The organism is Micromonospora sp. NBC_00389 (assembly GCF_036059255.1).
GTDB lineage: Bacteria > Actinomycetota > Actinomycetes > Mycobacteriales > Micromonosporaceae > Micromonospora.
Map to the genome: position 1 here is coordinate 4,446,643 of NZ_CP107947.1, position 24,765 is coordinate 4,471,407.

Consider the following 24,765-nt stretch of genomic DNA (forward strand, 5'->3'; position numbering starts at 1 on the left):
GATTTGGCCTCTTCCAGGTCCTGTTGCAATTGAGGATTGCCCGTCCGGATCAGTTCATGCAGAGGCAGAAGGGGTGACCTGCCGGGTCGAGGAAGACCCGGAAAGACGTACCGGGTTGGTGCGGGTGTTTGGTTGCGCCGAGATCGAGCACTGCCGCCTCGGCGGCATCGAGGTCGTCAACGATCACATCGAGGTGCATCTGCTGGGGCAGGTCCTGGGTTGGCCACGTCGGCGGCGTGTACCCATCTACCTGCTGGAACGAGATGCACTGACCGTACTCCGCGCGGGCCTCAGCCCAGTCGGAGGAGACGTCGACCTTCCAATCCAACATCGCGCCGTAGAACCTTGCGAGCGCACCAGGATCGGGACAGTCGATGACGATGCTGGGGAAGCGAGCGATGGCCACGCCGGCCATGGTACGGGCGGTTGCGGACGATGCACGTCCGGATTGCCTCGGTGACGTGCCGCGCTGTTGGCCGTCGAACGTCCTCTCACTCATGCCGCGACCCGGTCGCTACGGGTAGCGGTTGTCTCGGCAGGCGTAGGCGTAGCGCCGAGGACCGCCAGCGCTGCAGAACACCCGTCAACCAGGTGATGGAGGATGTCGACCGGATCCCTGATGGCCCGTAATCGCGGACGTCCGGCATCATGACTGGCATGGACGTCGAGGAACTGATCGCGCGCCATCCGCGGGTCTTCCACACGATGTCGGCGATCGCTTGGCCATCGGTGCAACGGCACGGCCTGCTCTCCACACAGCAACTGATCGATCTGTTCGGCCTCGACGCCGGCGAGCGTGAGCGACTCCTGAGTGCACCTCGCAAGCAGTCCACGGTTCTGCGCGTGTCCGGCCTGCTGCCGGCCGTGATCCGCGATCAGAAGCCGATGAAATTCGTCGCGGAGAAGATTGATCCACACTCCTCGCTGACCGAGTACCTCGCCGCCATCAACTCCCGGGTCTTCTTCTGGGCCAGCGCTGAGCGACTGGACCGGCTGCGTCAAGCGAAGGAGTACCGCACCGAGGACCAAGTCGTCCTGCACGTCGACACCCGCGCCCTCGTCAAGCGATACGGCCCACGAATCGAGCTCTGCCGGCTCAACTCCGGGGCGGTAACGCAGAAGAACCACCCCCTACGAGGACACCGGTCCTGGCTGCCGATCGCCGACTACCCCTACGACGAGTACCGCCGCCGGTTTGGCCGCGATGGCGCCTTGGTCGAGGTCACCGTTTTGGACGCCGTCCCTGACATCCTCGACCTGACCGACAAGATCGAAGGCACCATCGACTGAGTCCCGCACCCTTCGCGGCCACAGGACTGCATTGCGCTCCACCCAGCAGGCCGGCGTACGAACACGTGCCCGGGATCAGCCTTCACCAACTCGCCGGTCCTTCCCGCGGCTTCCTCGTCCTCGACGACTCCAGTGGCCTACCACCGTCGGGACCGATGACCGGCAGGACGCGCGTTTCATCAGCTCTACAAGCCCGGCCGCCAGCGGCGCGGCCAGACTGAGCTGCAGTGCCCGATCGATCTTGACATTCGGTCATGCCGCGATCCGCGCGCTTGCCATGGCGGAGCGGGGATCAGGTCTCGCCGGCTGGAGTGGTCGGCTTGGTAGCGAGAGCATTGCCCGAGTAGGTGCAATGATCGCGTCGAAAGTGGATCTTGATCTGTCGCAGCGTTACCGGTATGTACTCGGCCTGTTGCCGAGCGGGTGGTGTTGTCGGGCCCCCATGGCGGCTTCGCAGCGGCCGGACGGGGGGATCGGGCCGGACAGGTCGCCCTGCGTGACGGCGGCGGCCACGACGCGTTCGGCGCGGCGGCGGCGCATCCGCAGGACTGGCGCGGTCACGCCCTTCTCGGCAGCCAGGTGCTCGATCAGCGCGTCGCCGAACCGGGTGGCGCTGATCAGCTCAGCGGCCTCGGCCGTGATCAGTCCGGCGGCGGCTGCCCGGCCGAGCAGCAGGTCCGGGTGCCCGTAGGGCATCCTTGGTGAGCGCGACCCGGTGGACAGGTCCAGCGGCAGTTCCTCGCCGTCGTCGGCCTTGACGACCGCGGCTCCGGCGCGCCAGGCCGCCCAGCACAGCCGCAGCCATAGCCGGGGTGGGGCGAGATCCGCTCTACGCAGAGATTGCAGAAATCCGGCCAGGACTTCGGAGTCGATGTCGTCGGCGTGCCGGGCGTAGCCGCGGCTGATCTTCGCCGCGAGGTGCGTCAACGCGGGCAACGCCACGCCGATCGCGCCGACAACCCAGGCCGGTCCCCATTCGCGGGCGTGGTGGGCCAGCTGCCGCCACAGCTCGTCGGTGGTGTCGCTGTCGTAGCGCCCGAGCATGAGCAGCTTGCGCAGCTCGTCCAACGGCATCGTCGTGTCCGGCAGGCCCGGCACCAGCCGGGCGTTGAACACCAGCGGCGCGGGTTCGCAGGTCAGCAGCTCGAAAGCCTTCTCGGCGGTGGTCAGAGCCGTGTTGGTCGTTCTCATGTGGGTGGTCGTTGCCATGGTGATGTCCCCCTTGACGGGAGCGCTTCGCCCGGTGCGAAGGCTCCGAGACCTCCGATTGGGACAGCCCGACCTGGCACCACGAGCGTTTGTCAGACCCGGATAGGTCGTGACGGGTCGTGTCAGGTTCGCCACTGTGCTCACCACCGCCGACCCGCTGACGTGGCTGTCAGACCGGCCCGGATGACCGGTGCTGTCAGGTCAGGGGCGGGTTCGATCGGCCTGTCAGCGGCGCACTGGGAATCGTCAGTACGCCCGCCGGTCCGGGGGCCACCGTGCCCATGACCGACAGAAACCATCACCGCGCGCCGGTCCCCGTGGGGGACGTGGTGCCCGGCGACCCGCCCGTGCCGATCACTGTCTGGCCGGTCCCCGCCCCGCACGAGGGGGAGACCATGTCCAACGCGATGGGCGTGCGGTTGGTCCACAACCTCGCCCATCCGTCCGACCTCATCATCGACCTGGCCGAAGGACCGCAGCTGGCCCGCGCGATCATCGCGGCGCACCGCCGCAGTCACCTGCAGACGGCCCGCCCCGCCGGCTGGGGTCGCGAGTCGGCGACGCTGATCGTCACCGGCTGGCCGGTTCCCGACGCCTCACCGGTCGACTTCTTCCTCCGCTGCCGCGCCCACCTCGCGCCGGGCGGCTGCGTGGCGGTGTTGTTGGCGCACGGTGACGTCGGCCTGCCGGTCGACGTCGTCATCGCCGCGAAGCGGGCCGGGCTGGCGTACCTGCAGCACATCGTGGCGGCCGACCGGCCGCCGCGGCGTGGCCAGCAGGCGCAGCTGGCGATCCACACCGACGTGCTGATCCTGACCCGCAGCGCGATAAAGAGTGGGAGCGGCGATGGCTGAGAGCCTGCCGATCACCTCGGTGTGGCTGACCTGCCAAATACCCGCCCGTGACCAGCGGCGAGGCCGCTACGTCCGGGAGACCTCCAGCCATCCGGCCAAGATGTTGCCGCACCTGGCCGCGCACGCGATCAGCGCGTACACGGCGCCGGGCGATGTGGTGTTCGACCCGATGTGCGGGTGCGGCACCACGTTGCTGGAGGCCATGCACCTCGGCCGGCAGGGCATCGGTGTCGACATCGAGCCTCGCTACACCGCCCTCGCCGAGGCCAACGTTGCCCTGCCACGTCGCAGGGCGCCGCCGGCGCGGCGACGGTGCTCACCGGGGATGCCACCGGCTTGCTCGACCTGGTGCCCGCGTCGGCGGTTGGCCAGGTGAGCCTCGTACTCACGTCACCGCCGTACGGGCGCGGGACACATGGCCTCGTGCAGACGACGAGGACCGGGGTACGCAAGCGGGACCACCTGTATGCCGACCGGGAACGAGGCAACCTCGCCTATACGGGATGGTCCCGCCTGCTCGACGGGTTCGCCTCCATCCTGTCCGCCAGCTACCAACTGCTGCGTCCCGGCGGAACCGTGGTAATCACCTCCCGACCGGTACGCCGCCAACGCGACGACCTGATCGACCTGCCCGGCCAGCTGCTCGCCGTCGCGCAATCAGCCGGGCTGACCCCGGTGGAGCGGACGGCGGCGATGCTCGCCGCCGTCCGCGACGGGCAGGTCGTGCACCGGGCCAGCATGTTCGGGATGATGGCCGTCCGCCGCAGCCGCGACGACGGCATCCCCGTGCACCTGGTGGCGCACGAGGACGTGCTGGTCCTTCGCCGCCGTTGAGAGCCTTGCCGAGTTCATCAGTTCTGAACCTGGCAAGGCAGACGCCGGGAAACGTGACCAACCGTGCGGTCGTGGTCCATGGCGGCCCGGTCAAAGGAGGGCAAGGGCCAGGGCTCAAGCCACCGTCCTCCGCCTTATGCCTGGCCCATCGCGGACGATGGCCCAAATGGCGGGCGGGCCATCCGGCCGGTTGGACTTGTCCGTCCAGCGAGACCGAGCAGGACAAACAAGATCGCACGGAGCGCTGATCCGAGGAGGAACTGTTGCTCGATGCGTTGGGCGATCCGTGGGTGTAGTGCCACGCCAAGTCGTTCCGCCGCGGTGAGCTTGGCAACGCCGTACCTGAGGGTCTCCGCACCGAGTCCCGCCGCACGCCGGCTGGCCTTCGTGGCGGCTGGTGTGGGGGCACGTCCGTGTGTTCTCACCGTGGCGGTACAACATCGACCTCGCAGCGCGGCGGCTGCTCGACGACGCCGGCGCAGCGCGCAGAACGCCGACCGCCCAGCCGTCATCAACTGTCCGCGGGTTAGGAGCCGGCGCCCGTCGGGTTGAGGAAGACGAACCGGATCGCCGGGTTACGCGCGGTGAGCCGTCGTCTGGCCTCGTCGGCCACGTCCTCGATGTCGGCGGCCCGGACTTGGTCGGCAAAGTCGATCTTCGCGACCACGAGAATGTCGTCGGGACCGAGCTGCAGGGTCAGCAGCTCCACGATGCCTTGCACGTTTGGCAGGGCGGCCAATTCCCGGCGAATCTCGTCCTGAACTGGCTCCCTTGCTGACCGGCCGACGAGCAGGGCGAGGTTGTTGCGGGCCAGAATGGTGGCCACCACGAGGAGCAGTACACCGATGGCGACCGATGCGATGCCATCCCAAACCGGGTCACCGGTCAGCTCGGCGAGCCCCAGGCCTGCACCCGCCATCCCCAGGCCGATCAGGGCGGCGCTGTCCTCCAGGAACACCGCCTTGATGGCGGTGTTGGGCGTGCGCCGCAGGACCCTAGCTGGACTGATACCCCAGCGCTTGGCCCGGCGCCGTACCTGCCGCACCGTCCGCATCAGGGACACCGACTCGAGGACGAAGGAGACGACCAGCACCACGTACGAGACGAGGTAATCCCCAGTCTCCTTGGCCGATGCGATGACGTGCACGCCGTGGGTGATGGAGAAGCCGGCGCCGCTGACGAAGGTGAAGACTGCGGCGAGGAGGGCCCAGATGTAGCTCTCCCGACCGTAGCCGAAGGGACGCCCGGGGTCGGCCCGGCGGCGGCCACGACGCAGCGCCACGAACAGCAGCACCTCGGTCGTGGTGTCGGCGAACGAATGCGCGGCTTCCGACAGCATGGCTGCCGAGCCCGAGAGTAGACCCGCAACCACCTTGGCTGCGGCGACAGCGACGTTGACGGAACCGGCCACGATCACCGTGCGGACGCTCTGCGACTTCTCGTCCGATTCGGTCATGAGGCCAGGCTATGGGCCGGGTGTCGGCGGGGCGGACAAAACCGACAGGCACAGGCGGTGCCGTGGACCACCAGCCGCCGGCTGAGCTTCGCCCACGACCGCACCCTCCGCAGCTGATCGCGGTGACCGACGACGTGAATCAGGTTAGGGGCGACCAGGATCGGTCGACATGGCAGCGCCGCTGTCGTCCTACCGGTGCACCTACAGCATGAGGTGGACCGCCGTGAGATACAGCTGGGGCCTGCCCCTGCAGTCGTCCGAGAAGACCGCCTGCAGGGCATGCTCAACACCTGGAGCTCCTGAACAAGCGATCGTCGCCGCCGCGCCGCGCCGCGCCTTCCGCCTGCCAGCAGAGGCGTGGCCGGGGAGCAATTCCAGACGTGATGGTGCTGTCCACCCACCGTGCCGTTGGCCGTCGGAATTTCTGCCCTGCCGGGCCGGATCCGCGCGGATCTGCAGCCCGTTCGGGAGTCGAGGGCGAACGGGGTGGTAGCGGCCAGGGAATTGCGGGCTGTCAGGTTCTGCCAGGAGGCCGAACCTGACAGCCCGGCCAACGGTGCTCCCCGCGCGGCTAACTTGAGGGTTCTCCTGCTTTCCAAATGCCACTGATCCGACGCCTCCCGCGACGGCATCGCGCCCACCAGTCACGGTCGGCCGCCGCCGCCAGCCTCGGATCTGGCACGCACAGAGCCCACGCCCCTCGCCCACGCGACCGGGGCGCGGCACCCCCATCCCTTCAGGCGGCCACCAACCGGTAGCCGCCTTCTTGCTGTCCTGTGGAGGACAACATGCTTCGTCCCACCTGGCGCCTGAGAGACAGCAAGCCTCCAGCCGACCTCCACTACGCCACCCCACTCAGCCTCCGCCCCAGCACCTCCGCGGTCGTCGGCAGACACGCCGCAGCGCGCGCAGCCCACGACGTGGCCACCGATCGGCTGGCTTCGCGCGCCGGGTTGGTCGCGGGCACGCCCTCGACTACTGCCGGCAGTCGGGCGGTGCAGCGATGACCGACGGGACGACGAGGTGGCCTGGCTGACCGTGCCGCTGACGCACAGGCCGGTGCGGGATCTCGCCGTTGACAGTCAACCGCACGACCAGCACGTCACCTTCTGGGCCGAGGTCACGCACCGCGCCGACGAGCCGCTCGTGCCGGCGCCCGTGACCGTGCTCGCGCTCACCGCGTGGCGCTGCAGTGACGGCGTCCTGGCCGTCATGGCCGCCGAGCGTGCCCTGCAGGTCGACTCCGATTACCAGCTCGCCGGCCTGCTCGTGCAGGCCCTACACGCCGGTCTGCCGCCCTCCGTCGTCGAGCAGGCGATCACCGGCACCCACCCCAGCCCGTCGACCCGGAACCCGAACACCCCCTCACAACAGGAGCAACCACGGTGGATCCCATTCGAAGCATCCTGCTGTCTCTCGCCCGCACCGCCGAAGAAGCCCGAATGCGCTGGCACGCCGAACGCGCCGCCCTGCGCGCCCGCGGGGAAACGCCCACCCGCACCGAGGCATTCGCCTACGACGTCCAGGCCAACCTGTGCCTGATCACCGCGATCACCGCGGCCGACCTTCCGGTGAACTTCCGCCTCTACGACACCACCCTGTCCCGAGACCCGCTCACGGCAGCCGCACAGCTTCGCCAGGTCACCTCCGCCTACGACCACAGTGGCCCGATCGAGGCCGCACACGAGGCAGCGCGGCTGGCCTACAAGGCGGCGTTCGCCGAGCCGCTCACCGCGCAGGAACAGCACTACGTCGACTTGCTCGTCGACCTGCCCGCCGCGCGACGCGACAAGATCATCGAAGTGGCAGAGGAACGCGCCCGCCACCTGCCGGCATGAGCATCGGCGCACCTGCCGCCGGCATCCCCACTCGCCCTCCTACCGGGGGCGCAGCAGCACGCCGTGCTCCCTCACCGGCGTGGCGGACCAGACCCCGCCGGCGTCCAACAGCGTGGGCCACGACGGGGGAGTGAGCCACGACGACGCAACATCCCGCCCGGCAAAACCATCCAGGTCAGCGGCCGCTGCTGCACGACCTGCCGCGGGCGCCTGACGTGCCGGGCAGGGGCAGCAACCCCAGGAAAGGAACACATGAGCCTGTACACCCTCACACCCAAACCCGGGTTCGAGCGGTACACCATCCAGGTCGGCTGGAATCCCCACCGCACGTACTTCGCCACCGTCGTCGACTTCACCTGGGACCCGGTCACCGAACCCCACCACGAACCCGACACCATCCACCTCGGCCGGATCGAGACGATTCTCGACCCGGCCGAGGTGCTTCTGGCCGTCGAACCCTACGCCGAGATACCAGCCGACCTGCCCGCCAGACTTCGCGCCGACCAGACCGCGCACCCGGTGCGCCGCTGACACCAACTCCCGGTCGGCGGACGTCGCATCGCGCGCCAACGGCGGCAACCAACTCGCAGGCCCACCGCTACGAGCGCTGCTGACTGAACCGCCCCGATGACGCCTCCTCGGGGAGGTCGTCGTCATCGCCGATGCCGTGAGCCCGAGCGGCACGAACCCGTAAACCCGGCCCGCCACAGGCGGGCCGTCGTCGTATCAGGACCCGGGACGCGCCGCCTGGAAACGTCCGCGTCCCGGGTTCTCCCGCAAAGGAGGAACCCAGTGTCCCTATCACTGATCATGATCGCCACCGCGACGGTGGCGTTCGCCCTCGGCAGGCTCACCGCCTGGCCGACAATCCACGGCCTCCGCACCCAACTCGCCGACGCCACCTCGTCGATGCTCCACGACCCGCTCACCGGCATGCTCAACCGCGCCGGCCTGCAGGCCGCGCACGCAACCCTCGCCAAAACCGCCCCCGCACAGCCCCTCATCGTCGCCCTGATCGACCTCGACGACTTCAAACACATCAACGACACCCACGGCCACGGCCGAGGAGACGACCTCCTCATCGACGTCGGCGACCGCATCACCGACATCGCCGCTCTTCACGGAGGCGCCGCCGCACGGCTCGCCGGCGACGAATACGCCGCCATACTGCCGGCCCGCACCGACGACCTGAACCGCATCGCCGACACCCTCGCCACGATCATCTCCCAGCCCATCGCGCTTCCCGCAGACGACAACCCCACCACCGTCACCGCCAGCGTGGGCCTGGCCCTCGTCGACGCCGGCGACCCCTTCACTGAGGTGGCCCTGCACCGCGCCGACATCGCCATGTACCACGCCAAGCGACAGGGCCGGGACCGCCACGCCATCTACCAACCGGGCATGACCATGCCGCCCGCACAGCACCGTCGCGGACCTCGCCTGCGCGACCGCCGCCAGCCGACCGACGGGGCCACGGCATGACCGCCCCGCACGAAGAGATGGCCTGCCAGACCTGCCTCTCCCCGCTGAACACCCTCGGCGTGCCACCCACCTACGTACACCCGACCCACCTCGCCACCGACGGACACGAACCAGCGCCCGTCCCAGTCAGCCAGCTCGACACCGTCCGCCGAAGCTGCGACTTCTGCGGCGACCCGTACCCGATCTGGACACTGCACGGCGGCGAGGTATCCGCCATTACCATCGGCCCCACCGCAGAGTTGGTCCAAGACTTCGGCCACTCCTGGGCAGCATGCGCGGCCTGCCAAACCCACATCGACGAGGGTCGCAACGACAAGGTCATCGACCGCGCGGTACGGGCACTCGGCCTCGCCAACCATCCACAGGCACGACAACGCATCGAGGAACTGCACCTAGCGTTCCTCAACGCCCGACTCCCCGGCCGAACGCTCATCACGACGACCGCCTGGCCGGCCACCACCATCACCGCCGGAGAGCTGCCCAAGGTCCGTGACCGGCTCACCCGCTTCTATCGGAGCACCGACAACCTGCCCGCCGCACTCGGAATCACCGACGTACGTCAGCAGATAGCCGCCGGTCTCGAGCGATCACACCTGTACTGGATCGACAACGACTTCACCGACCTGGCCGAGCACGCCGCAGCACAGCTGCCCGACGTACGCGTCAGCCGCGACCTGATCCCCTCAGCCGACGGAATACTCATCTGGCCCCGGCCAGTCACACGCTGGCAGCTCACCGCCGCATCCTGGACCGACACCATCCACGGCTGCCAGGTGGTCCTCTACCGCACCATCGGCGCCGGACTGCACGGCAAACCGCTGCAACGGCTACGCGAACAGGTCGGCTGGCTCGCACCAATGAGCGCAGCCCATCTCCCCGAACAGCACCTGATACCCGGTGACCATCCGGCGGCAGCGCTGGTCGCGACGTGGCTCCTGATCGCACAGCAAACCGCAGAAGTCACCACGGCGCGAGTCGACAAAGCCGTCGCCAAGACCTACGCCCGTACCAACCGGCCCGTACCCGAGCTGCGCATCGTGCGCATCCGCGGCCGCCGCACCATCCCAGCGCCGGACGGGGAACCCGCGTCAGGCAGCCAAGGGCGCTTCCAGACCAGTCGGTTCTGGGTCTCCGGTCACTGGCGCAACCAAGCCCACGGCCCCGGCCGGTTGCTGCGCCGCCCTGTCTACATCCACCCGTTCCTCAGGGGCCCCGACGATGCGCCGATCCGGTTGAGCACCACCGTACGCATGCTCAGCAGCCACCAACCCAAGCCCCAAGATCATAAGTAGATAGCGATGTCGGCGGTGGCACAGTTCCGCCTGTTCCACCGCCGACATCGGAAACTTGATCACCGTTGGGAGGGCACCGCAGCCCACGACGCAAGAGGGTGCAGACGCCGTTGGTGGCTAGGCCGATGCCGAGGCTTGGTGTTGCACATTGCGTGAACTAGCAATGCTGTGGGGAGCACTTCGTTCACCATCGAAGACCTCGGCGTCATGGTCCGCCGCCACCGCCCCGACGACTCCGTCGCCCGCGCGATGACCAGACTGATCCGCACCGACCTGATCATCATCGACGACATCGGCCTGTTACCGGTCTCCCCGGACGCCGCCGAGGCTTCTACCGCCTCGTCGACGCCGCCTACGAGCGACGCAGTCTCGCGGTCAGCTCGAACCTGCACCCCTCCGGCTTCGACGAGATCGGCCGGCAGCTCGGCCAGCGCCCGCAACTGGGCCGTAGCTCCAGTTACGCCCCGGCGCACGTGGTCCCGCAACCCGGGGCCGAATCTCCGAGTGGTACCGGACGCGACATCGAGCAGGCGAGGGCGGGCACCATGGATGTAGATCTGCGCCCGCGTCAGCGGCCTTCTCGACCAGGGCTATCAGCTGTATGGGTCCCCGGCGCTGACCTCCAACGGTGAACGCGTCATCGCCGCTCAAGCGTTGGTGCTGCCGCACTACGTCGGCCCCGAGGCGTCCGAGGGCAGCGCCAGGTAGAGACGCACGCTCACGCCGCTGACCGCGCGCTCATGCCCCGGGCTGGCGTTCAGCGAGGGTTGTCGGACTTCGCCGCTATGGTCCCCGCACAGGCCGAGCCGCTGCCACCGCAGAGGCCGTGACGGAAAGCAGGATGTCGTGGGCGCATCTGCGTGGGGCCACTTTGTCCCCTACCAGCCAGACCTAGACCTCGCGCTTCAGGCGCTGCGTCAGAAAGTGTTCGCGGAGGGCGACTACTACTGGGGCCTCACCGCAGACTGGGTGCCTCCGGAGGAGCGGCGTCCGCGGCCGCAAAGGATAGCGGAGCTCTTCGCTGACGAATACGTCCAGGAGTGTGGGACACACTCGATACTCGACATGGACCACGTGTTGGGTCCCGAGGAACGCCCGGATTACCGCACCGTGGAGCCGGTGTCGGCAGACGAAGCCAAGGAACGGGCGGGAACCGACCGCCTGACGCGGGCGCATATCGACGCCATCGATGGACTTGTCAGGGGACGATGGTTCGGTCGCTGTGCGGTGCTGCACGACGACGCTGGTCAACCTGCGGAGATCTACTTCTGGGGCTACTCGGGCGACTGATTCCGACGGCCGCCGCGCCCGTCCAGCGACGGGCGACCAGATCACGACTCCATCGCAGCGCGCAACGTCGCCCGACGGCATCCGCTATGCCGCGATCCGCGCCTTACAGACCGTGACTGCCGGCGTCCCGCTGGGCGTCCGGACGTGCCGATGACAGTGCAGTGCCGACCGTAGAAGCTGACGATCTCATGCGGGTATCGGGCCGATCTGATTGCGTCGGGGCCGGCCGCCGCTGCGCGCGGGGTTTCGATCGGGATTCGTGGGCGCTACCGCAGTTGGTCGCGGCGGCGGGTCAGGTTGGCGGTCTGGGCGGTGTTGCCGGCCAGCTCGATGGCTTTGTCGTAGGCCGCGCGCGACTGCTGACTTTGGCCCAGCCGGCGCAGCAGGTCGGCGCGGGTCGCGTGGTAGGCGTGATAGCCGGCCAGCTTGTCCTCAAGACGGTCGACGGCCGCCAGCGCCACCTCCGGTCCGTCGAGCTCGGCGACCGCGATGGCCCGGTTGAGGGCGACGATCGGCGAGGAGTCGAGGTGGACGAGTAGGTCGTAGAGGGCGACGACCTGCGACCAGTCGGTGTCGCGGATGTCGCGGGCGGAGGTGTGCACGGCGTTGATCGCGGCGAGGATCTGGTAGCGACCCGGAGCCACCCCGGCGGCGGCAGCGGCGAGGCGCTCGCGCACGAGCCGGTGACCCTCGGCGATCAGCGCCGTGTCCCAGGCCCCACGGTCCTGCTCGTCGAGGGTGACCAGTTCGCCGCTGGCCGAAACCCGAGCGGTGCGGCGGGCCTCGGTGAGCAGCATCAGCGCCAGCAGCCCGGCCACCTCACCGTCCTCCGGCAGCAGAGCGCGGATCAGGCGGGTGAGCCGGATCGCCTCGGCGGTCAGGGCGTGACGTACGGGATCGGTGTCGGGGCCGGTCGCCAGGTAGCCCTCGTTGAAGACGAGATACAGCACGGCGAGTACGCCGGAGACGCGTGCCGGGAGATCCTCGGCGGCCGGCACGCGATAGGGGATCCGAGCCGCCTTGATCTTGGCTTTCGCGCGGGTGATCCGCTGCTCCAAGGTGGTCTCCCGCACCAGGAAGGCGCGGGCGATATCGGGCACGGTCAGCCCGCCGAGCATGCGCAGCGTCAGCGCCACGCGGGCTTCCATCGCCAGCGCCGGGTGACAGCAGGTGAAGATCAGCCGCAGCCGGTCGTCGTCGATGGCGCCGAGAGGCTCGGGTGGGGTGTTGTCGTACACCATCTGAGCCTCCTTGTGCTTGTCGTCGCGCTTGTTCTCGCGCCGGATCCGGTCGATGGCCTTGCGAACGGCGGTGGTGGTCAGCCAGGCGCCGGGGTTGGGGGGTATGCCGCCGGCCGGCCACCGCTCCACGGCGGTCGCGAACGCCTCGGCCGCTGCCTCCTCGGCGATGTCGAGGTCACCGAAACGCCGGGTCAGCGAGGCGACCACCCGGGCCCACTCGTCGTGGTGGGCCCGGGTGACCGCCTCCTCGTCGTCGCTCACTGGAACGGCCGCACCTCGATCTTCCGATCGCAGACCTTCGACGCCTCGGCGGCGAGCTTGAGCGCCACATCCAGATCGGGGACCTCCCACACCCAGACGCCGGCGAGGTACTCCTTCGACTCCACGAAAGGCCCGTCGCTGAACACCGCCTGCTCGCCCCGGTTGTCGATGACGGTGGCCGCGTCGGTGTCCGCGAGTCCGCCCGCGAAAACCCAGTAGCCCTCGGCGATCAGTCGTTCGTTGAACGCGCTGATGGCAGGCCGCCTGTCCGTGCTGCCGGGATTGCTCTTGTCATCGATCACGGAAACCAGGTACTGCATCTGAAGATCATCTCCTCTGGTATCAAGACAGCGTGGTTCGGCGGTCAGGGACTTCAGGCCGTTGCATACCGCGGGCGCCCGGCCGGCCGGTAGACCTGGATCGTCACGCCCTTCGAGTCGACCCGCGACTCGACCAGGTCGAGCGCAAGATCCGGACCGGTCTCCGGGAACAGTCTCGCGCCCTGGCCGAGGATCACCGGGATCACGATCAGAGTCATCTCGTCGACCAGATCGTTCTCCAGCAGCCACCGGGTCAGGGCGCCACTGCCGTGCACCTGCAGCTCACCCCCGGGCTTGGCCTTCAGCTCACTGATGGCCGCCGCGAGGTCACCGCGGAGAACGGTCGTGTCCTCCCAACGCGGCGCGGTGAGCGTGGTCGAGGCAACGTACTTGGGGGCCTCGTTCAAGGCCACGCCGATGGGATGTGCACGCATCTGGTCGATTGATCCCCAGGAGCCGGCGAACAACTCGTAGGTGCGCCGGCCGAACAGGAACGCGTCGGCGCGCTGGTAGGTCTGCGTGATGAACGTCCTGGTCTCGTCGTCACCCGCCCCCCGGGCCCATCCGCCGCGCTCGAATCCGTTCCTGCGGTCATCCGACGCGGCGCCGTTTCCCTGCATCACTCCATCGAGGGTGACCTGGGTCATGGTCGTCAGCTTCATGATCGCGGTTCCTTTGCCTTGGCGCTGCCCCTTGTGGGCGGCCTCACCCCTGCTACGAACACCACCGCCCCGATCCGACACCCCCTCCCGGACTTCTTTGAAGAATTTTCCGGGACGCGGTCGTCATCGCTCCGACAACACGGCAGTTTCGCAGCGATTGCGCTCCGCCTCCTCAAGCACGCCCAGCGCGGACAAGCTCCTGGACCAGATCGACCGATCACGAAGATCCTTACTAGTCGTCCGCACATGCCGCAGATCGGGCGTCACTGTGCGTGGCAGGCGCGCAGTAGTGCTCGACGCGAGTCATGCGCCGGACAGCACAGATGACAGCAACCACTCCACATCGCGGCGACCGGCGCGGCATCGGCCAGACTTGCGACTACAGGCGTCGGGGGCCGTCGGGTGTACCGGGACGGCCGAACTGGCCAGCTGGCAGGCTGGCAGGGAGAAGCATCGGCGGCAGGACGGAGACGTGCACGTGGCGGGCTGGAGCGCGATGGCGGGAATGCACGACTTCGTCGTACCGGACGAGGCAGCCGCACAGGCGTCCGCTGAGGAGTTGGCGGCGTACGGGTTCCCGCGCGTCCTCGCCCGGCCGCACCCGGACGGCGGCTGGCTGGTGATGGCGCTCGACGAGGGCCCCTATCCGGTTGACACCGTTGGCCGCCGGTAGATCGAGGCGGTGAGCCGCGAAGCGGCGGTGATCGCGCGGGCGCACGGCGGACGGCCCAGTGGTGGCGGCCGGTTCGACGTCAGCCGGATCGCTGAGCATCGCGCCTGGACCGCCCCGATCAAGGTGATCGGCACCAAGGCGCGTCCACCGGTCCCGGAGGTCACCGTCGTCCCGGCGCCGCCCCTGGAGCCCTTGGCGCTCACGCCGGACTTCTCCGCGCCCGGGACCGTGGAGCTGACCGGGCTCGACGACGTGCCGTGGGCCGATCTGGAGCATGCGCACGGCTCCGCCGACGACATTCCCGACCTGCTGCGCGAGCTGGCAGGCGGGACGCAGGAGTGGGACGGGGTCCTCGACGAGCTGTTCGGCGACGACCTGCTGCACCAGGGCGACTGCTACGAGGCCACGGCCCCGGCGTTGCCGTTCCTGACTGAGCTGATCGTCGCGGACGTGGTGCCGGCGCGGCAGCGCCGCGATCTCTACCTGTGGCTGATGGTGGCCGGTGGCCGCCGCAACGACAACCTGGTCGGGTTCGCCGAGTTCGCCCGGGACGAGGGGGAGACCCTCCAGCCGGGCGCCTGGACGGAGGAGGTCTTCCGGACCGTCGGCGACCAGGTTCCGGTGTTGCTGGACCGGTGGGACGCCGAGCCGCAGGGGATACGGTTCGTGCTCGCCGTCCTCGCCGCGCAACATCCCGGTCACGTGGTGCGGGCCGCCGACCGGATCGCCGCCCTGGCCGCCGAGCTCGAAGGGACGCAGCAGGGCGCGTACCTGCGGCTCGCCCTAGAGCTCGTGCACGGCCGCGACGAGCGGGCGCTTGCACTCGCGACGGAGATCGTCGGCTGGGCCGATCGGCTGGAGCCGGAGTGGCTGGAGGCTCCCGGTGTGCCCGACGGGATCAAGGCGGCGCACGTGCTCGCCGAAGGCGCGCTCTACATCATCGAGTAGCCGCATTACTCGGCCACCGGGACGGCGATCCTGGTCGCCCGCTCGTGCGGCTCGGTCTCGCCGGGCGTGACGAGGTACGCCTCCCGCACCGGCGCCAGCGGGCGCAACCCTCGCTCGTGGATCCAGGAGAACAGGGCAGTGTCGGCGAGCGGCAGCTCGGCGTACGTTCGGTCCCACGACACCGCAGTCAACTCAGGTCCCGGATTGGATGAAGGCTGGGTCATGCCGCTCTCCGGGCGGCCACCTCAACTCGCCACGCCATACGACCAGTGCAGCGCGACGTCAGGCTTCATCCGTAGCCACAGGGCGGAAGCCGGCGAGTCATCCGGGAAATCGAGCCGTACCAGCTCGCGACCATGGATACGCTCGACTCGGACGCTTTGAACGCCACGCAAATCCAGGTCGAGCAGCTCAGGTCTTTCCGGGACGGTCCGCAACCGTAGCCGAACGACCTCGTATCCCGGCTCGATGTACATCTCGATGGCGTAGCCGGCTCGCGTGGTTCGGAACGTCACTGCCGTTTAGGGCCACAGCTCTCGCCGGTCGAACTCGTATCCGGCCTCACGCTTCGTCGTCCGCGTACCGATGGACCGGCTCCGCCTCGAACAGCCAGGTCCTCGTAGCTGGGACCGGTTCCATGACCACCAGAAGATCCTTGCACGGATACCGGAGAGGCCCGCGCGACATCCGCACCTGCCGCTGACCGCGCGCTCGATCAGCGTCCGGTCGTGCCGATGTGAGCGCGTTCGTCGCTGGTTGCCGCGACCAGCGCCGTGGCAGGCACCACGGGCGGGTCTGCCGACCGTTTCGATGGGCCAGCTCCTAACTGGGCTTGCTCCGTAGCTGCTCGTGGAGCTGGCCAGCGGTATTGACCACCGCAACGAAGTCGAACACCTCAATTTGGTCGACGTCGAAGCTGCCGGTGACGATCGGCGGCGGCGCATAGGCATAGATCTGGTCGGCGTCCAGGCGAAGCCCGCGCCGGTGGTATGCGGCCATAGCGAGGCTGGCCAGAAGGTACCTGTCCTGGCCAGCTTCGGTGTCCAGCTCGGCAGTGAGGTCGGCACGGGTGTTCCACCCCCGTACGAGGTCCCCTTCGAAGCTGTCGAGGAACCACCATGCCCCTTCCGTAGACTCAAGGAACACATCGCCGAACAGCGAGGTAAACCGCGGAGCCTTACCGTCGAGATCCAGCAAGGTCCATGACTCCAGCGCCCGAGCGTATTGCTGCTCGCTGAACTGCTTGGTGAGTTCCATCGCGCCATTGGATCATGTATCCCCTCACGTTGCCCCGTAGCACAGCAGCGGTGGCAGCGGCCGACGCATCTGGCCAGCCCGCGCAGCATCCGCTTCTGCCGCCGACCGCGCCCGCCGGTCGTTGAAGGGCCCGTCACTGGCTGTAGCCGAAGGTTGCCTGCTTGGGCGTCCCATCATGCCGATGAGCGCGCAGCAACGTGTCCGCTGGCGTGTTACGAGCACTGGGATAGTCGTGATGACGTACCGTCGCCGCGCGGATCGTCCGTCCTGGGCTGGCGGCGTCCTGGATCCGGCCTGTGTGGCACGGCCGCACGAGGGGGCATCATGAAGGTGATCTCGAAAGACGGCACGTCGATCGTGTACGAGCGGCAGGGCACCGGGCCGGCGCTGGTCCTGGTTGGTGGGGGCTTGGACGACGGCTCCGAGAACGCTCCGCTTGTCCCGGCGCTAGCCGAGCACTTCACCGTCTACAACTACGCCCGCCGTGGCCGCGCCGGCAGCGGAGACACCGCGCCGTACGCCGTGCAGCGGGAGATCGAGGACATCGCGGCGCTTATCGCCGAGGCCGGCCCACCCGTTTTCGTGTACGGCGTCTCGTCCGGCGGAATGTTCGCCTTGGAGGCCGCCGCGGCTGGGCTGCCGATCGACAAGCTTGCGGTGTACGACGTCCCGTACGACCCGGACCCCGACTCTGCTCCCCACTACGACGAGTATCGGCAGCGCCTCGCCGTGGCCCTCGCGGCGGACCGGCGCGGCGACGCGGTGGCGCTGTTCATGAGGCTCGCCGGCTCGTCCGAGACCGACCTCGAGAGCGCCCGCCAGTCGCCGTACTGGCCGGGCCTGGAAACCCTCGCCCCGACGCTGGCCAATGACGCCGCCCTTTACGGCCCGCCGCCGGCCGACCGCCTCGCGACGGTCACCCAGCCGGCGCTGATCGCCACCGGCGAGCACAACGGCTTCTTCGCTCCCGCGGCGGACGCCGTTGCCGCGCTCCTCCCGAACGCCGTGCGCCAGACGTTCGCCGGCCAGGGACACGTAGCCTCCCCGGCGGTCGTCGCGCCCGCACTGCACCGCTTCTTCACCGCCTGACCGCCGTGCCCTGCCCCGACCTTATGACTATCCACCCTGAACGACATCGTGAACGCCCGGCCGACCCGTCGACGCTGCTCCACTGGTTTTCGAGCGCCTCACCGCCAGGTTCCATCCGGCGGATCATGGAGGAAGCCAGAGCCAGATCGCGGCGACGGTGCCGGTGCCGTGCAAGACGTAGGCCCGCTTGTCGTACCTCGTGGCCACGGCCCGGAAGTTCTTGAGCCTGTCGATCGTCCGCTCGACCTCGCTCCTACGCTTGTAGATCGTCTTGTCGAAGCCGGAGGGCCGACCGCCTTTTGACGCGGTGCTGCGCCGGGCCGGAATGGCCCGCCTGGCCCATCTCGACCGCGCAGTCGTCGCAACACCTTGTCGGAAAGGTGAAGCGATGGGCAGTGGCCCGGGGCAGAAGCGGGTTCGGCACGTGCGGTGGCGGTCGACGCGCGGTCCTGCCGAGATCAGGATGTCTCGTCGAAACCGTCAAGCAGTGAGACGAAACGGCATGTGAACTCGGCGGCGTCGCGTACCTGGGGCGCGGAGCTGAGCGTGCCACACTGGCGCGATGGGCAGGCCTCAGACGGTCGACGAGTACATCGAGGGCTTCAGCGGGCCGGGCCGCGAGCTGCTTGAGCAGCTGCGCGCACTGGCCCACGAGGCGGTTCCTCAGGCGAGCGAGGCGATCAAGTGGGGTTATCCGGCGTGGGTGCACCCGTCCGGGACGATACTTCTTATGGTGAGCGGTCACGCTAAACACGTGAGCGTCGCTTTCACGCCCAGCACTCGCAACGAGTTCGATGCCGACCTCGCCGGCTTTGCCACCGGCAAGGGCACGGTCAAACTCCCGTACGGCCAACCTGTGCCGGTCGACCTGCTGCGCCGGATGATCGCGTTTCGTGTGGGCGAGCACGAGGACGAGGGTGTGCTGTGGATGTGACTGCGTCCTGAAGTGGTGAGATCGCTTCCAGCTGGGCAACGTGAGTGTGCTGGAGCCGCAGCACGCCTGGATTTGGCGCCGTGGCTCGGCCTGCCTCGCTGCAAGACAAGTCACTCCTAGACAGCGTCAAGGCCGATCGCCAGGCTGCCCGGAGAGCCGTTCGCGCGGCGGGTCGCGACGCACACATCTGTCGCGATGCGAGCGCCGCCGTGACGACGACGGATGTCCGGGCTCGGGCTTTCGAGGCGGTTGCTCCTATCCTCTCTGTTCACCAATCCGCCGCGACAGGTAGGCGGCGGTCGTCCCCGCGAGGCTGCCGAAGGACAGGGCGAAGGCCAGCGGGAGGAACAAGTCCCACCGGGGGGGCGGCCGGAATACGGCAGAAACGGGGCCGCGGCGGCGATCGGCGCGTGGTCGACGCCCAGCTCGCCGACCCCGCCCCTCAGTGCTCGGCACCAGGACAAAAATGGGTGGCCTCGCCAGCCCGTCCCGCCCTACCTTGTAACTGGATCTTTCTTCTCCGACCCACTCACAAGAGGACTTCACCCCGCGTGACACCGCCTGCTCTTTAGACCTGACACCTTCCCCGTGCATCGGTCGCCGACGTCGCCGTCGGCTCTTTCCCATGCCTTCCGTCAGGTCTTCAGAGAGATCATGTCTATGCGTCCTCATATCGTGCTGTCCTGGACCCTTCGGCGCACGCGCCTTCCCCTGCTCGCGTTCCACTGCGTCCACTGCCATTCCGGCCTCGCCAGCACCGGCGACGGGAAGTTCCGCGTCAATGCCGACGGCAAACTCCTCGACATCTGGCTCCTGGTTGCCTGCGTTTCCTGCGACCGAACCAGCAAAATCACCGTTCACGATCGCGTCCCGGTCCGGTACCTGGATCCGATCCTTCTGGAGGACTACTCCGGCAACTGCTCTGCCCTCGTCGCCCGCGTCCCTCTCGACCCGCTGATCGCCCGGCGCAACCGGTTCGCCCTGGAGTGGGACTCATGCTGGGAACTGCTCGCCCCGTCCCCTCCCGAAAGCCCCTGGCCCGTCCAGGTTCCGGTCATCTTCGACGACCCCGTACCTCTTCGCCCCGAACGGCTCATCGCCCAAGGGGCTGGGCATCAGCTGCGGGGAGATCGCTCGCCGCGTCAAGATCAGCATTCCGCTGAACCGCAGAACTCACAGGGACCTCTCGTTCGTCCTGCCATGAGCCGCCGCCGTGGGCCTGAGCCGGGACGAGAGGCAAGGTGGCCTTGCCCCGGACTGCATCACGCGGCGGTCAGCGCGCGGTCGCTCATGACCGGGCGCGAACGAAGGTCAGGGCCGGCCCGATACCGGCGACGAAGGTGAACGCCCGGGTGCATACATCCGGACGTGCCGATGACAGGGCGTTTGGTGCCGCGTTCGGTTATGACAACCACGACGTCGGCCTCGGCATGGTTCTATGAGCGAGTCGCCTCGTAGTCGGGGAGTGTGGCCGGGGTGGTCCGGGTTGCCGGGCGCATGGTCAGGATCAGTACGGCCAGCCCGGCGAAGATGACCGCGGCGAAGACGCCGGTGACGTGCAGGCTGGCGGTGAACGCCTCCCCCGCGGTGTGCAGCAGTTCCGCGCCCTGGCTGGCGGGAAGGTGTTGGCTGGCTGCGACCGCGCCGGCCAGCGAGTCGGACGTGCCGTCCATCCGGCTGCGGTAGACCACCGCGGCCACCACGCCGAGCAGCGCGAAGCCGAGCGAACCGCCGAAGTAGTTGCCGGTCTCCGACATCGACGCCGCCGAACCGGCGCGCTCGGGCGGTACGGACCCGACGACCAGCCCGGTGCCCAGCGCGAACAGCGGGCCGGTGCCCAGCGCCAGGACGGCGATGCCGATCATCACCAGCGGCAGGGCCCTCGCACCGTCAACGCCGACCAGCAGCAGGCTGCCCAGCGCCGACCCCGCCAGCCCGCCGGCGATCGCGGTCGTCTGCTTCATCCGTCGGGCCAGCGCCGGCGCGGCCATGGTGCCGACCGCCACGCCCAGGCCCATTGGTGCGAACAGCACCGCCGACGCGACCGGCGAGAAGCCCAGCACGCTCTGTAGGTACTGGGTCACCAGCAGGCCCGTACCAGCCATGGCGATGCCGGCGAAGACCAGCGCGACGAGTACGGCCGTGAACGGGCGGTTGCGGAACAGCCGCAGATCCAGCAGCGGCGTCTCCAGCCGCAGTTGCCGGTGTACGAACAGCAATCCGATGGCCCCGCCGGCGACGAGGGCCACCGTCGGGACGACTGGCACGCTCTCGACGGTGAGCTGCTTAATGCCGTAGACCATCAAAAGCACCGCCAGGAGCGACAGCCCGACGCTGGCCAGGTCCAGCCGGCCGGGCTGGTCGGTGCGGAACTCCGGCAGCAGGACCGGCCCAGCGAGCAGCAGCAACGCCATCGCCGGTACGGCGGCCAGGAACACCGATCCCCACCAGAAGTGCTGGAGCAGGAGTCCGGCGAGTACGGGTCCGAGCGCGCCGCCGGTGAACTGGCAGGTCGCCCAGATCGCGATGGCCTGCCCACGCTGCCGTTCGTCGCGGAACATGTTGGTGATCAAGGCGAGGGTGGACGGCGCCAGGGTCGCGCCGGCGACGCCCAGCAGCGCACGCGCGAGGATCAGCATCAGCGGGCTGACCGCGAAGGCGGCCAGAACCGACAGCACCAGGAACGCCGCTCCGCCGATCATCAGCAGCCGCCGGCGGCCGATCCGGTCGCCGAGCGTACCCATCGTGATGACCAGGCCGGCCACCATGAATCCGTAGCTGTCACTGATCCACAGCTGCTGGACGTTGGTGGCACCCAGGTCAGCGCTCAGCCGTGGGAGCGCGAGGAGCAACGCCGTCGCGTCGATCGCGACGAGCAATGTCGGCAGCATGAGGACGACCAGTCCCAGCCATGCCCGGTTGACTCGCATATCCGAAACTTCCTGTTCTCTCGACGTTTCGCCAGTTGGTCGGAGCGGTCGAGAGTTTCTTGACATCGGGACGGACGGAAATCTCCCGCGGCTGCCACGGCGGGGGGCACCTGAAATGGCGATCTCGCGGTCCGGCGATGCGACGGCGAAAACTCATGCGTAAGTTCTGGCGGGGGATGTCAAGACGGCGGCGGCGGGTCCGACCAACCGGGTGAAGGGCCCAGCCGGGGCTCGCGAACGACGAGGAGTACGAGGTGAAGTTCCTGATCAGCATGCATATCAACCCGGCCGTGCTGGACGCGCTGACCGACGAGGAGAAGGCGGCGATCGGCGACGGCCACGGCGAGTTCATCAAGGCGCTGAAGGCGTCCGGCGAGTTGATCAACACGCAGGCGCTAAGGCGTGTTTCATAAGCCGGTCAGAGCCACTCGGTGATGATCGTGATGGTGAGAACGGCTTGGAAGCGGACTGCCAGCTTGTCGTAGCGGGTGGCGACGCCGCGGTGGCGTTTGAGCCGGTTGATGCCGTTCTCCACGGCGTGGCGTAGCCGGTAGAGGTCCTTGTCGAACGCGGGTGGGCGGCCACCCTTGGAGCCTTTGGCCTTGCGATGGGCGTCCTGGTCGGTCTTGCTGGGGATGCAGGCCTGGATCCCGCGTGAGCGCAGATGACTGCGGTTGCCGCGGCTGGTGTAGGCCTTGTCGGCCAAGACCAGGTCGGGGCAGGTGCGGGGTCGACCCACGCCGAGGCGGGTCACATGGATGCGGCGCAGGACGGGGATGAACTGCGGGCTGTCACCACGGTGCCCGGCGGTCACGATCAGGGAGAGGACCTTCTGTCCCTGCTCGCAGGCCAGATGAGTCTTGGTGGTCAGCCCGCCGCGCGATCGGCCCAGCGCGTGATCGGCCGGCTCGTCGTGCACCCCGCCGGGCGGCTCCTTCTGCAGATGCCCGTCGGTGCGGGCTCCGGCGGCGTGCTGGTGGGCGCGGCTGGTCATCGAGTCCACGCTCACCGTCCAACCGATCCGGCCGGTCGCGTCGCCAGCGGCTTGCAGCGCGGACAGGATCTTGTCCCAGGTTCCGTCACGCTGCCAGCGGCGGAACAGGCCGTAGACGGTGGGCCAGGGCGCGTACTCGGACGGGACGTCACGCCACGGGGCACCGATCCGGATCCGCCACCGGATCCCGTCAATGAGCTGTCGTTTCTTCCACTTCGGCGGACGACCCGTCCTCGGCGCGGCAGGCAGCAACGGAGCCAGAACAGCCCACTGCCCGTCGGTCAGGTCATGCCGCCTCGTCACCGCTACGCTGGGCACGAGGTCTCCGGTATGAAGTTCTTGCTTGGTCGCAGAACCAGTTACCGGAGACCTCTTCAGCTGTCGATCACCGCCACGCGGTGACTTCGATCAGACTCCACTTTTGAAACACGCCTTAGCCGACCCGTCACAGGCCGTTGTGGTATCCGTACGCAACGGCCAGCCGGTGGTGACTGACGGCCCTTTCCTGGAGTCCAAGGAGTATCTGGGCGGTTTCTACCTGATCGACTGCGAGAACAAGGAGCGGGCAATCGAGCTGGCATTGCAGATCCCGGACAGCGGAATCGAGGGTCTGGGGGTCGAGGTGCGGCAGGTGATGTTCGCTGACGGACAATTGGAGGCATGACGGTGCCAGCCGCCGAGGACCTGCTGCGTGAGCTCACGCCGCAGGTCCTCGGCGCGTTGGTACGTCGGCACGGCCAGTTCGAAGGATGTGAGGACGCCGTGCAGGAGGCCGTGCTCGCCGCCGCCGTGCAGTGGCCGGCCGAGGGAGTGCCGAACAACCCGCGCGGCTGGCTGGTGACTGTCGCGTCCCGGCGGCTCATCGACCAGATGCGAAGTGACCAGGCGCGCCGCGAGCGGGAGTCGGCGACGGCCGCCGAGGTGGTGCCCGAGGATGTACCGGACACCGACGACTCACTCGTTCTGCTGTTCCTGTGCTGCCATCCGACGCTGACCGCGGCCTCCCAGACCGCCCTCACGCTGCGGGCGGTCGGCGGCCTGACCACTGCCGAGATCGCCCACGCATTCCTGGTGCCGGAGGCCACGATGGCGGCCAGGATCAGCCGGGCCAAGCAGCGCATCAAGGCCGCCGGCAGCTCGTTCAGGCTGCCGGACGGCGCGGAGCGCGAGGAGCGGCTACGGGTCGTCCTGCACGTGCTGTACCTGATCTTCAACGAGGGCTACACCGCCTCCTCGGGCAGCGAGTTGCACCGCGCCGACCTCGCGCACGAGGCGATCCGGCTGGCCAGGATGGTGCACGCGCAGCTGCCCGAGGACGGCGAGGTGACCGGGCTGCTCGCGCTGATGCTGCTGACCCACGCTCGCCGGGAGGCACGTACGACGGCGGCCGGTGACCTGGTGCCGCTGGACGAGCAGGACCGTACGAAGTGGGACCGAGGGCTGATCGACGAGGGCATCGAGCTGGTCAAGGCGTCGCTGGCCGGCCCGGCGCTGGGGCCTTATCAGCTGCAGGCCGCCATCGCCGCCACGCACGACGACGCGGCCACGGCCGAGGAGACCAACTGGCCGCAGGTGCACACCCTTTACCTGATCCTGGAACGGATCGCGTCCAACCCGATGGTCACCCTCAACCGGGCGATCGCGCTCGCCGAGACCGAGGGCCCGCTGGCCGGGCTGGCCCTGCTATCCACATTGGACAGCGACGAGCGGATGGCCGGGCATCACCGGCTGCTGTCCGTACGGGCGCATCTGCTCGAGAAGGCCGGCGACATGGCCGGGGCGTACGAGCACTACCGGCGCGCCGCGAAGTCCACCGCCAGCATCGCCGAGCAACGCTACCTGGGGTCCCGGGCCAGCCGGGTGAGAACATAGATTCTGCCCCAAACCCCTCCACTAGGTCACGCGCAGCTT

29 protein-coding genes and 3 pseudogenes are annotated in these 24,765 nt (G+C 68.5%); 20 read left to right on the forward strand and 12 right to left on the reverse strand.

Features of this window, described 5'->3' with window-relative positions:
• Positions 1-49 precede the first annotated feature (49 nt).
• Positions 50-406, reverse strand: a complete 357-nt coding sequence (locus tag OG470_RS21170) for a VOC family protein (RefSeq protein WP_442930929.1) — start codon at positions 404-406, stop codon at positions 50-52.
• Positions 407-657: 251 nt separating this feature from the next.
• Here OG470_RS21170 and OG470_RS21175 point away from each other — a divergent pair, with 251 nt between their 5' ends.
• Positions 658-1,290 carry a DUF7002 family protein gene (locus OG470_RS21175; protein WP_328414774.1) on the forward strand — a complete coding sequence of 211 codons (633 nt, stop codon included), beginning with the start codon at positions 658-660 and terminating at the stop codon, positions 1,288-1,290.
• Between the two features lie 390 nt (positions 1,291-1,680).
• On the opposite strand, the gene OG470_RS21180 is transcribed toward OG470_RS21175, so the two are convergent.
• A complete protein-coding gene (locus OG470_RS21180) occupies positions 1,681-2,481 on the reverse strand; it encodes a hypothetical protein (RefSeq protein ID WP_328414775.1) in 801 nt (266 codons plus the stop codon).
• Between the two features lie 299 nt (positions 2,482-2,780).
• Here OG470_RS21180 and OG470_RS21185 point away from each other — a divergent pair, with 299 nt between their 5' ends.
• Genes OG470_RS21185 through OG470_RS21195 form a run of 3 tightly spaced genes read left to right on the forward strand, consistent with a single transcriptional unit; the run spans position 2,781 to position 4,187 of the window.
• Complete coding sequence (locus OG470_RS21185) at positions 2,781-3,353, forward strand: hypothetical protein (protein WP_328414776.1); 573 nt, start codon at positions 2,781-2,783, stop codon at positions 3,351-3,353.
• On the forward strand, positions 3,346-3,729 hold the full coding sequence (locus OG470_RS21190) for a DNA methyltransferase (protein WP_328414778.1): 384 nt from the start codon (positions 3,346-3,348) through the stop codon (positions 3,727-3,729). The genes OG470_RS21185 and OG470_RS21190 overlap by 8 nt, the downstream gene beginning before the upstream one ends.
• A gap of 47 nt (positions 3,730-3,776) precedes the next feature.
• Entirely contained in the window at positions 3,777-4,187 is a 411-nt protein-coding gene (locus OG470_RS21195; protein ID WP_328414780.1) for a hypothetical protein, read from the forward strand.
• A gap of 526 nt (positions 4,188-4,713) precedes the next feature.
• On the opposite strand, the gene OG470_RS21200 is transcribed toward OG470_RS21195, so the two are convergent.
• Complete coding sequence (locus OG470_RS21200) at positions 4,714-5,604, reverse strand: cation diffusion facilitator family transporter (protein WP_328414782.1); 891 nt, start codon at positions 5,602-5,604, stop codon at positions 4,714-4,716.
• 969 nt (positions 5,605-6,573) lie between these two features.
• Here OG470_RS21200 and OG470_RS21205 point away from each other — a divergent pair.
• The 8 genes and pseudogenes from OG470_RS21205 to OG470_RS21240 all read left to right on the forward strand — a co-directional run.
• Positions 6,574-6,930, forward strand: a pseudogene (locus tag OG470_RS21205) (DUF4192 family protein); the annotation flags it as partial.
• 98 nt (positions 6,931-7,028) lie between these two features.
• On the forward strand, positions 7,029-7,481 hold the full coding sequence (locus OG470_RS21210; protein ID WP_328414783.1) for a hypothetical protein: 453 nt from the start codon (positions 7,029-7,031) through the stop codon (positions 7,479-7,481).
• 252 nt (positions 7,482-7,733) lie between these two features.
• Positions 7,734-8,012 (forward strand): hypothetical protein, encoded by a 279-nt coding sequence (locus OG470_RS21215; protein ID WP_328414784.1) that lies wholly within the window; start codon positions 7,734-7,736, stop codon positions 8,010-8,012.
• A 261-nt stretch (positions 8,013-8,273) separates the two neighbouring features.
• Positions 8,274-8,963 (forward strand): GGDEF domain-containing protein, encoded by a 690-nt coding sequence (locus tag OG470_RS21220; protein ID WP_328414785.1) that lies wholly within the window; start codon positions 8,274-8,276, stop codon positions 8,961-8,963.
• On the forward strand, positions 8,960-10,255 hold the full coding sequence (locus OG470_RS21225; RefSeq protein WP_328414786.1) for a hypothetical protein: 1,296 nt from the start codon (positions 8,960-8,962) through the stop codon (positions 10,253-10,255). Before OG470_RS21220 ends, OG470_RS21225 begins: the two co-directional genes overlap by 4 nt.
• A 183-nt stretch (positions 10,256-10,438) precedes the next feature.
• Positions 10,439-10,668: pseudogene (locus OG470_RS21230) on the forward strand (ATP-binding protein); the annotation flags it as partial.
• Between the two features lie 142 nt (positions 10,669-10,810).
• The gene (locus OG470_RS21235) at positions 10,811-10,963 is read left to right on the forward strand and encodes a DUF1737 domain-containing protein (RefSeq protein ID WP_328426510.1); all 153 of its coding nucleotides are present in this window, start codon (positions 10,811-10,813) and stop codon (positions 10,961-10,963) included.
• Positions 10,964-11,101: 138 nt separating this feature from the next.
• Positions 11,102-11,545, forward strand: a complete 444-nt coding sequence (locus OG470_RS21240) for a hypothetical protein (protein WP_328414788.1) — start codon at positions 11,102-11,104, stop codon at positions 11,543-11,545.
• Positions 11,546-11,811: 266 nt separating this feature from the next.
• Here the strand turns inward: OG470_RS21240 and OG470_RS21245 are convergent, their stop codons facing one another.
• Genes OG470_RS21245 through OG470_RS21255 form a run of 3 tightly spaced genes read right to left on the reverse strand, consistent with a single transcriptional unit; the run spans position 11,812 to position 14,029 of the window.
• Entirely contained in the window at positions 11,812-13,047 is a 1,236-nt protein-coding gene (locus tag OG470_RS21245; protein WP_328414790.1) for an RNA polymerase sigma factor, read from the reverse strand.
• The gene (locus OG470_RS21250) at positions 13,044-13,367 is read right to left on the reverse strand and encodes a YciI family protein (protein WP_319461441.1); all 324 of its coding nucleotides are present in this window, start codon (positions 13,365-13,367) and stop codon (positions 13,044-13,046) included. Before OG470_RS21250 ends, OG470_RS21245 begins: the two co-directional genes overlap by 4 nt.
• A gap of 53 nt (positions 13,368-13,420) precedes the next feature.
• Positions 13,421-14,029 carry a dihydrofolate reductase family protein gene (locus OG470_RS21255; protein ID WP_328414795.1) on the reverse strand — a complete coding sequence of 203 codons (609 nt, stop codon included), beginning with the start codon at positions 14,027-14,029 and terminating at the stop codon, positions 13,421-13,423.
• Between the two features lie 478 nt (positions 14,030-14,507).
• On the opposite strand from OG470_RS21255, the gene OG470_RS21260 reads away from it, so the two are divergent.
• The gene (locus OG470_RS21260) at positions 14,508-14,702 is read left to right on the forward strand and encodes a hypothetical protein (protein ID WP_328414797.1); all 195 of its coding nucleotides are present in this window, start codon (positions 14,508-14,510) and stop codon (positions 14,700-14,702) included.
• Between the two features lie 9 nt (positions 14,703-14,711).
• A complete protein-coding gene (locus OG470_RS21265; protein ID WP_328414799.1) occupies positions 14,712-15,650 on the forward strand; it encodes a hypothetical protein in 939 nt (312 codons plus the stop codon).
• A 5-nt stretch (positions 15,651-15,655) separates the two neighbouring features.
• Here the strand turns inward: OG470_RS21265 and OG470_RS21270 are convergent, their stop codons facing one another.
• The 3 genes from OG470_RS21270 to OG470_RS21280 all read right to left on the reverse strand — a co-directional run bounded on the left by OG470_RS21270 (position 15,656) and on the right by OG470_RS21280 (position 16,907).
• Positions 15,656-15,832 carry a GyrI-like domain-containing protein gene (locus tag OG470_RS21270; protein WP_328414801.1) on the reverse strand — a complete coding sequence of 59 codons (177 nt, stop codon included), beginning with the start codon at positions 15,830-15,832 and terminating at the stop codon, positions 15,656-15,658.
• Between the two features lie 63 nt (positions 15,833-15,895).
• On the reverse strand, positions 15,896-16,126 hold the full coding sequence (locus OG470_RS21275; protein ID WP_328414803.1) for a hypothetical protein: 231 nt from the start codon (positions 16,124-16,126) through the stop codon (positions 15,896-15,898).
• A gap of 346 nt (positions 16,127-16,472) precedes the next feature.
• The gene (locus OG470_RS21280) at positions 16,473-16,907 is read right to left on the reverse strand and encodes a hypothetical protein (RefSeq protein ID WP_328414805.1); all 435 of its coding nucleotides are present in this window, start codon (positions 16,905-16,907) and stop codon (positions 16,473-16,475) included.
• Positions 16,908-17,231: 324 nt separating this feature from the next.
• Here OG470_RS21280 and OG470_RS21285 point away from each other — a divergent pair, with 324 nt between their 5' ends.
• Positions 17,232-17,996 (forward strand): alpha/beta fold hydrolase, encoded by a 765-nt coding sequence (locus OG470_RS21285; protein ID WP_328414807.1) that lies wholly within the window; start codon positions 17,232-17,234, stop codon positions 17,994-17,996.
• 123 nt (positions 17,997-18,119) lie between these two features.
• On the opposite strand, the pseudogene OG470_RS21290 reads toward OG470_RS21285, so the two are convergent.
• A pseudogene (locus OG470_RS21290) lies at positions 18,120-18,347 on the reverse strand (transposase); the annotation flags it as partial.
• 211 nt (positions 18,348-18,558) lie between these two features.
• Between OG470_RS21290 and OG470_RS21295 the strand changes: the two are divergent.
• Positions 18,559-18,930 (forward strand): iron chaperone, encoded by a 372-nt coding sequence (locus OG470_RS21295; protein WP_328414808.1) that lies wholly within the window; start codon positions 18,559-18,561, stop codon positions 18,928-18,930.
• A gap of 660 nt (positions 18,931-19,590) precedes the next feature.
• Positions 19,591-20,274, forward strand: coding sequence for a DUF1062 domain-containing protein (locus OG470_RS21300; protein ID WP_328426512.1), 684 nt, complete (start codon positions 19,591-19,593; stop codon positions 20,272-20,274).
• A 92-nt stretch (positions 20,275-20,366) separates the two neighbouring features.
• Here OG470_RS21300 and OG470_RS21305 read toward each other — a convergent pair whose 3' ends face one another.
• Positions 20,367-21,860 (reverse strand): MFS transporter, encoded by a 1,494-nt coding sequence (locus tag OG470_RS21305; protein WP_328414810.1) that lies wholly within the window; start codon positions 21,858-21,860, stop codon positions 20,367-20,369.
• A 254-nt stretch (positions 21,861-22,114) separates the two neighbouring features.
• On the opposite strand from OG470_RS21305, the gene OG470_RS21310 reads away from it, so the two are divergent.
• A complete protein-coding gene (locus OG470_RS21310; protein ID WP_328414811.1) occupies positions 22,115-22,273 on the forward strand; it encodes a hypothetical protein in 159 nt (52 codons plus the stop codon).
• 5 nt (positions 22,274-22,278) lie between these two features.
• Here OG470_RS21310 and OG470_RS21315 read toward each other — a convergent pair whose 3' ends face one another.
• On the reverse strand, positions 22,279-23,157 hold the full coding sequence (locus tag OG470_RS21315) for an IS5 family transposase (protein WP_442930932.1): 879 nt from the start codon (positions 23,155-23,157) through the stop codon (positions 22,279-22,281).
• 154 nt (positions 23,158-23,311) lie between these two features.
• Here OG470_RS21315 and OG470_RS21320 point away from each other — a divergent pair, with 154 nt between their 5' ends.
• Entirely contained in the window at positions 23,312-23,518 is a 207-nt protein-coding gene (locus OG470_RS21320; protein WP_328426514.1) for a YciI family protein, read from the forward strand.
• Positions 23,515-24,726 (forward strand): RNA polymerase sigma factor, encoded by a 1,212-nt coding sequence (locus OG470_RS21325; RefSeq protein WP_328414814.1) that lies wholly within the window; start codon positions 23,515-23,517, stop codon positions 24,724-24,726. Before OG470_RS21320 ends, OG470_RS21325 begins: the two co-directional genes overlap by 4 nt.
• Positions 24,727-24,765 lie beyond the last annotated feature (39 nt).

Excerpts from the sequence above, each read along its gene's own strand:
- OG470_RS21175 (WP_328414774.1), top strand. The coding sequence starts at position 658 with ATGGACGTCGAGGAACTGATCGCGCGCCATCCGCGGGTCTTCCACACG.
- OG470_RS21180 (WP_328414775.1), bottom strand. The coding sequence starts at position 2,481 with ATGAGAACGACCAACACGGCTCTGACCACCGCCGAGAAGGCTTTCGAG.
- OG470_RS21185 (WP_328414776.1), top strand. The coding sequence starts at position 2,781 with ATGACCGACAGAAACCATCACCGCGCGCCGGTCCCCGTGGGGGACGTG.
- OG470_RS21190 (WP_328414778.1), top strand. The coding sequence starts at position 3,346 with ATGGCTGAGAGCCTGCCGATCACCTCGGTGTGGCTGACCTGCCAAATA.
- OG470_RS21215 (WP_328414784.1), top strand. The coding sequence starts at position 7,734 with ATGAGCCTGTACACCCTCACACCCAAACCCGGGTTCGAGCGGTACACC.
- OG470_RS21225 (WP_328414786.1), top strand. The coding sequence starts at position 8,960 with ATGACCGCCCCGCACGAAGAGATGGCCTGCCAGACCTGCCTCTCCCCG.
- OG470_RS21250 (WP_319461441.1), bottom strand. The coding sequence starts at position 13,367 with ATGCAGTACCTGGTTTCCGTGATCGATGACAAGAGCAATCCCGGCAGC.
- OG470_RS21255 (WP_328414795.1), bottom strand. The coding sequence starts at position 14,029 with ATGAAGCTGACGACCATGACCCAGGTCACCCTCGATGGAGTGATGCAG.
- OG470_RS21275 (WP_328414803.1), bottom strand. The coding sequence starts at position 16,126 with ATGTACATCGAGCCGGGATACGAGGTCGTTCGGCTACGGTTGCGGACC.
- OG470_RS21280 (WP_328414805.1), bottom strand. The coding sequence starts at position 16,907 with ATGGAACTCACCAAGCAGTTCAGCGAGCAGCAATACGCTCGGGCGCTG.
- OG470_RS21285 (WP_328414807.1), top strand. The coding sequence starts at position 17,232 with ATGAAGGTGATCTCGAAAGACGGCACGTCGATCGTGTACGAGCGGCAG.
- OG470_RS21295 (WP_328414808.1), top strand. The coding sequence starts at position 18,559 with ATGGGCAGGCCTCAGACGGTCGACGAGTACATCGAGGGCTTCAGCGGG.
- OG470_RS21300 (WP_328426512.1), top strand. The coding sequence starts at position 19,591 with ATGCGTCCTCATATCGTGCTGTCCTGGACCCTTCGGCGCACGCGCCTT.
- OG470_RS21305 (WP_328414810.1), bottom strand. The coding sequence starts at position 21,860 with ATGCGAGTCAACCGGGCATGGCTGGGACTGGTCGTCCTCATGCTGCCG.
- OG470_RS21325 (WP_328414814.1), top strand. The coding sequence starts at position 23,515 with ATGACGGTGCCAGCCGCCGAGGACCTGCTGCGTGAGCTCACGCCGCAG.